Annotated in this window: 4 protein-coding genes and 1 rRNA gene; 1 reads left to right on the top strand and 4 read right to left on the bottom strand. The window is 44.6% G+C overall.

All coding sequences use genetic code 11. From position 1 onward, the window contains the following. The 3 genes from KT99_RS15690 to KT99_RS15680 form a co-directional block, all read right to left on the bottom strand. Positions 1-616: ribosomal RNA gene (locus tag KT99_RS15690) — 16S ribosomal RNA — on the bottom strand; the annotation flags it as partial. 776 nt (positions 617-1,392) lie between these two features. Further along, a complete protein-coding gene (gene secA, locus KT99_RS15685; protein WP_005501904.1) occupies positions 1,393-4,116 on the bottom strand; it encodes a preprotein translocase subunit SecA in 2,724 nt (907 codons plus the stop codon). 60 nt (positions 4,117-4,176) lie between these two features. Continuing rightward, positions 4,177-5,076: a M23 family metallopeptidase gene (locus KT99_RS15680; protein WP_005501902.1), complete on the bottom strand. Its 900-nt coding sequence runs from the start codon at positions 5,074-5,076 to the stop codon at positions 4,177-4,179. Positions 5,077-5,104: 28 nt separating this feature from the next. Between KT99_RS15680 and KT99_RS15675 the strand changes: the two genes are divergently transcribed. Then, positions 5,105-5,557 (top strand): DUF721 domain-containing protein, encoded by a 453-nt coding sequence (locus KT99_RS15675; protein ID WP_005501900.1) that lies wholly within the window; start codon positions 5,105-5,107, stop codon positions 5,555-5,557. A 7-nt stretch (positions 5,558-5,564) separates the two neighbouring features. On the opposite strand, the gene lpxC is transcribed toward KT99_RS15675, so the two are convergent. Next, positions 5,565-6,485, bottom strand: a complete 921-nt coding sequence (lpxC, locus tag KT99_RS15670) for a UDP-3-O-acyl-N-acetylglucosamine deacetylase (protein ID WP_005501892.1) — start codon at positions 6,483-6,485, stop codon at positions 5,565-5,567. Positions 6,486-6,542 lie beyond the last annotated feature (57 nt).

Below are 6,542 nucleotides of genomic sequence, written 5' to 3'. Positions count from 1 at the left end.
CACATCTTGCTTAACAAACCGCCTGCGTACGCTTTACGCCCAGTAATTCCGATTAACGCTTGCACCCCTCGTATTACCGCGGCTGCTGGCACGAAGTTAGCCGGTGCTTCTTCTGCGAGTAACGTCATAGCTGTAGTTTATTAAACTACAACCTTTCCTCCTCGCTGAAAGTGCTTTACAACCCGAAGGCCTTCTTCACACACGCGGCATGGCTGCATCAGGCTTGCGCCCATTGTGCAATATTCCCCACTGCTGCCTCCCGTAGGAGTCTGGACCGTGTCTCAGTTCCAGTGTGGCTGATCATCCTCTCAGACCAGCTAGGGATCGTCGCCTTGGTAAGCCATTACCTTACCAACTAGCTAATCCCACCTAGGTACATCCAATCGCGAAAGGCGCACTTCGAAAAACGCGTCCCCTCCTTTCCCCCGTAGGGCGTATGCGGTATTAGCAGTCGTTTCCAACTGTTATCCCCCTCGACTGGGCAGTTCCCTAGGCATTACTCACCCGTCCGCCGCTCGACAGCAAAGGTGCAAGCACCTTCCTGTTTCCGCTCGACTTGCATGTGTTAGGCCTGCCGCCAGCGTTCAATCTGAGCCATGATCAAACTCTTCAATTAAAGTTCTTTTGATGCATCCTCTTTCGATGATGACATCGGCTCAATGAAACTTTTGCCTTCACTTTTTAAAAAGTGAAAACAAAAAACTGTTTTTCACTAACCTGAAAGTTAATGAAGCTTACATATTTTGCTTCTTTGAATTTACTTTGCTTGCTCGTGAGAGTAAGAAAGTAGAAACTAAAGTCGCTATGGTCACTCAGTAGTTCATCGAGTTAAATTTTTGATTGCTCATCCTTTACTAGAAAGAGTGAAGCAATTTCGAATAACTCAACACCTGTGAGTGTCCACACAGATTACTTGATAAATTGTTAAAGAGCATTGCATCATCTTTCATATGCCGCCGTGACGCTAGGTCGTTGGCTTGAGGAGGCGTATTCTACACTCTCCGTTGTTGGCGTCAAGGGCTTTTAAAAATTTAATTTCAATCGTTTGAAACGAAGAAAAAAACAAGCTTACATGTTGCCCTGACTCGACTGCATCTTACTTAACTTAATGTTTATAGTAAGACTGGTTTTCCGTGTCAGTGGATGCGCATTATAGAGAGTATGAGAATGATCGCAAGCAGTTTTATGAAGAAAAACGATTTTTTAGATATCTTCTAATTAGTCACAACTTACCCACAGCAGGTGCGTTTCAGCTCATAAAATCGACTATATCCTTTGATATTCTTTCAAACCTACTATAATAAGCTTAATATAAAAAAATAAGCTTAATATAAAAAAAGCCACTCCGATGAGTGGCCTTTAAGATTTATTCGGCTTTCCAGACTAACTAGCCTAGGAAAGCTTACCGTGACACTGCTTATACTTACGGCCTGAACCACAGGGGCAAGGAGCGTTACGACCCACTTTAGCGCCTTCGCGTACAGTCGGAATATGAGCAGCTAAATCTTGAGCACTTTCTGCGCCCACTAATGCTTCTGCGGCAGCATGCTGATAGTCTAGGCGAATATTGGCTTCTTCTTGACGTCGACGTTCTTCCATCTCTTCAACATCTGATTGTGCCTGTACCTGGACCTTTGACATTACGCTGATCACATCATGCTTCAATGATTCCAACATCTGTTGGAACATCTCAAAAGATTCACGCTTATATTCCTGTTTAGGATTTTTCTGTGCATAACCACGCAGATGGATACCTTGACGCAGATAGTCCATCGCAGCTAGATGCTCTTTCCACAGTCCATCTAAGGTTTGCAGCATGACAGCTTTTTCGAACTGACGCAGGACCTGTGCGCCAACCATTTCTTCTTTTGCTTGATATGCTTTGACCCAAGTGTCTACGATACGCTCACGAAGTGTCTCTTCATGAAGATCATCTTCCTTATTCAACCACTCCTGCAGTGGCATTTTAATCGCGTATTCCTGCTCCAGACGCTTTTCAAGGCCTGGCACATCCCACAACTCTTCTAATGATTGAGGCGGTACATACTGATCGATTAGGCTATTGACTACGTCGGCCTGAATATTAACGATAGTATCTTGAATATCTTCGGCATCCATTAACTCATTACGCTGAGCGTAAACAACCTGGCGTTGATCATTGGCTACATCATCAAACTCTAGTAACTGCTTACGGATATCGAAGTTTCTAGCTTCTACTTTACGTTGGGCATTCTCAATAGCGCGTGATACCCAAGGGTGCTCAATGGCTTCACCTTCCTCCATTCCAAGTTTCTTCATCATCGAAGAAACACGCTCGGAGGCAAAAATACGCATTAAGCTATCTTCCATTGAAAGATAAAAACGCGAAGAACCAGCATCACCTTGTCGACCCGAACGTCCACGCAGTTGATTATCGATACGACGTGATTCATGACGCTCGGTACCTAAAATATGCAATCCACCTATGTCAACAACTTCATCGTGACGAACTTGCCAATCGGCCTTGATCTTAGCTTTCTGTTCAGACGTTGGGCTCTCAAGAGCCTCGATCTCTATCGCCCAGTTACCGCCAAGGACGATATCTGTACCACGACCCGCCATATTAGTGGCGATAGTAACGGCTCCCTTCCTTCCCGCTTGCGCAACGATCTCGGCTTCACGCTCATGAAATTTAGCATTCAAGACTTCATGGGGGATCTTCTCTTTCTGCATCAGACGAGCCAAGAGTTCAGATTGTTCGATTGAAACGGTACCCACAAGAACTGGCTGTCCACGTTCACGACAACCCTGAATATCTTCGACAATGGCAGCATATTTTTCATCCGGCGTTAGATAAACCAGATCAGCATTGTCTTTTCGAACCATGGGTCTGTTGGTCGGGATCACCACTGTATCTAAACCATAAATATGTTGAAATTCGAACGCTTCAGTATCGGCGGTACCTGTCATACCCGCTAGCTTTTCATACTGACGGAAGAAGTTCTGGAAAGTAATCGAAGCCAGCGTCTGATTTTCATTCTGAATATTGACGCCTTCTTTGGCTTCAACAGCCTGATGAAGACCTTCCGACCAACGACGACCCGGCATGGCACGCCCAGTATGCTCATCGACAATGACCACTTCATTGTCCTGAATAATATAGTCGACATCTCTCTCGAAGAGTGTATGAGCACGAAGCGCAGCATTAACATGATGCACCAATGAAATATTAGCTGCCGAATAGAGAGAGTCGCCTTCGGCTAACATGCCTCGTTCGGTGAGCAGAACTTCAACTTTTTCTTGACCACGCTCGGTCATGTGTACTTGTTTAGCTTTCTCGTCGATAGAATAATCTCCATCGCCGATCACCTCTTCCGTATCTTCTTTATCCTGACGGACAAGCAGCGGAATTAGCGTGTTAATCTTAGTGTAGAGAGCCGAGCTATCTTCGGCCGCACCAGAGATAATCAATGGTGTTCTCGCTTCATCGATAAGAATCGAATCGACTTCATCAATCAGGGCATAGTGAAGTGGGCGTTGAACACGTTCTTGAGGTGAAAACGCCATATTGTCACGCAGATAATCGAAACCAAACTCATTGTTGGTTCCGTAAGTAATGTCTGAATTATATGCGTCTATCTTCTCTTGCTGACTTATGCCTGCTACGTTGATGCCAACGGTTAAGCCTAGAAACTCAAAAAGTGGGCGGTTATTTTCAGCATCACGACGTGCGAGATAATCGTTAACCGTAATGACATGTACGCCTTTACCGGTTAATCCATTCAAATAGGCAGGTAGTGTCGCCGTCAAGGTTTTACCTTCACCGGTACGCATCTCGGCAATACGGTTACTGTCTAGAACCATGCCACCGAGCATCTGTACATCGAAGTGACGCATATCGAATACACGCTTAGATGCTTCACGAACAACGGCAAACGCTTCTGGCAAAACATCATCTAATGTTTCCCCCTTATCTAAACGTTCACGAAAAGTCGAGGTTTTCTCCTTTAACTCATCATCGGTTAACTTTTCATAATCTGCTTCGAGCGCATTTATCTCAGTGACAACCTTGCTAAGAGACTTAAGTGTACGCTCGTTGCGACTACCAAATAATTTTGTCAGTATTTTACCAAACATCTGAACCACTTTTTATGTTGTTGGCCTAGTCCCTGTCGAGTCTGAAAGCCGATGATTAAGTTAACTTGCTTTGCGGTAGACAAACTTCTGTGGATCTATCTGCTGCCCACCCCGCAACACTTCGTAATGCACATGAGGCCCAGTCGAACGACCGGTACTCCCCATAAGCGCAATACCTTCGCCTTTGGCGACGACATCACCCACAGTTACTAACAGAGATTTATTATGTCCATAGCGAGTGCGTAGACCATTACCATGGTCTATCTCTATCAACTCACCATAGCCAAACATTTTTCCTGCCCAAGTGATCACTCCAGCTGCAGTTGCAGTCACCTTGGTGCCCTCTTTACCAGCAAAATCGATACCTTTATGTATCGTTCTACGCCCGCTAAAAGGATCATTACGTAAACCGTAGGGCGACGATAACCAACCTTTACGGATGGGACGCCCAGATATATAACGCTCTTCATCTATATGGAGATTAGATGAGACAGTTTCAAGTATTGAAAGTTGAGCATTATTATTATCTATTCGTGACACTAACTTATCCATATCCAGAATAAGTTGATCGAGTTCAATGTTGGCACCCAAATGACTCAGGCCCCCAACACCAACTGCGGAAGAGAAATCAAACTGATTTTCTAATTGATTGTTCTTAGCGATTTGCAAACCAAGTGCTTCGAGACGTGTCATCTTAGCTTGCATACGGGCAACATGAGTTACCAGCATTGCTAGTTGTGATTCAGTCGCCCCTTTAAGCTCGATAAGTTCTCGTTTCTGCTCTGCACGAGCCACACGTTCATTATCGCTATTAGTCTGCTGTAACTGAATTTGTTCGGCGCTGTGCTGATACAAACCAGTTCCTGCTACAAACAGCAGAACGGGCAATAATAGCCAACGTTTACCAGGCTGCCATCTTGTGGCACCATTTCGACCTTGAATAAAAACTGTTACACTCATAGCCTAATTAAGCCATTTTATTATCATCATGAAAAATCCCCCTCAAGACCTAAGCCAATTACTGCATCAGCAAGGGAGATTCCCTGATATAGCTGAAAAAGCAGAACTTCTGTTACACTTGGATCACTACGTAAAACAAGTGCTGACCGGTCCAGTGTCACAGCAACTAAAAGTTGCCAATCTCCGTCAGGGTGTTCTAGTTATCGAAACGACAACGGCTGCATGGGCTGCAAGAATAAACTTCCAAAAAGCCAAGATTTTGCAACAGCTTCAAGCCGAAACCTTACCCATGCTGTCCGCTATCGAAGTTAAAGTCAACCCGAGTCTGTTTTTGTATGCGATAAAGCCCAAAAAAAACAATAATAAAATCAGTAAAAAAGCTGCAGAGCACATAGAGGCGCTAGCTGAACATACGGAAGGACCTTTAGGGGTAAAACTAAAACGGCTGGCTGCTTTGGCCAACCGTCCAAGGCAATCTTAGTTCACTATCAGGCAAATACTACGCCCCCAGGAACCGAAAAACTCACCGGGGCTTCGCCTTCTTTTTCGAAGCTGACTAACTCCCAGGCATCCTGCTGAGCCAATAAAGCACGTACCAATTTATTATTTAACGCATGCCCGGTCTTGTATGCGCAGAACTCACCGACTATGGCATAGCCTGCAACATATAAATCACCAAATGCATCTAAAATTTTGTGCTTAACGAACTCGTCCTCATAACGTAGGCCATCGGGGTTGAGAACTTTATATTCATCTAGCACAACGGCATTCTCCATACTGCCACCTAACGCTAAATTATTAGCACGCAAATACTCAATGTCACGCATAAAACCAAAGGTTCTCGCCCTACTGATATCGCGAATAAAGGCTGAAGATGAAAACTCCATTTTCATATGCTGCTTACTACGCGCAATTACCGGGTGATCAAAGTCGATAGTGAAATCGACTTTGAAGCCTTTATAAGGTTTTAACTCTACCCATTTATCACCATCTTCAACGCGTATGTTTTTCTTGATTCTTAAGTATTTCTTGGGCGCTGCTTGCTCTTGAATTCCTACTGATTGTAATAAGAAAACAAATGGGCTAGCACTGCCATCCATAATAGGTATCTCAGGCGCATCGACTTCAATGATCGCATTATCAATACCCAGTCCCGCAAGCGCTGCAAAAAGATGCTCGATCGTTGATATACGAATGCCATCGTCATTCACTAGTGCCGTACACATGGTGGTTTCACGGACAAGTTCCGCCTTAGCAGGAATAGAAACGGCTGGCTCCAAGTCGGTTCGCACGAGCACGATACCCGAATTAACGGGTGCAGGCTTGATGCTCAAAGTCACCTTATTGCCGGAATGCAATCCGACTCCGGTAGTTTTCACCATTTCTTTAACAGTTCTTTGAAAAATCATAGCCTTACCTGTATATATCAACAAAAAACAATCACAACCCCCTTGAATCACGAGATT

The sequence above is a fragment of the Shewanella benthica KT99 genome (assembly GCF_000172075.1).
GTDB lineage: Bacteria > Pseudomonadota > Gammaproteobacteria > Enterobacterales > Shewanellaceae > Shewanella > Shewanella benthica_A.
This window is presented reverse-complemented; position numbering and strand designations above follow the sequence as displayed.

Coding starts and splice junctions, on each gene's coding strand:
- KT99_RS15675 (WP_005501900.1), top strand. CDS start 5,105: ATGAAAAATCCCCCTCAAGACCTAAGCCAATTACTGCATCAGCAAGGG.
- lpxC (WP_005501892.1), bottom strand. CDS start 6,485: ATGATTTTTCAAAGAACTGTTAAAGAAATGGTGAAAACTACCGGAGTC.
- secA (WP_005501904.1), bottom strand. CDS start 4,116: ATGTTTGGTAAAATACTGACAAAATTATTTGGTAGTCGCAACGAGCGT.
- KT99_RS15680 (WP_005501902.1), bottom strand. CDS start 5,076: ATGAGTGTAACAGTTTTTATTCAAGGTCGAAATGGTGCCACAAGATGG.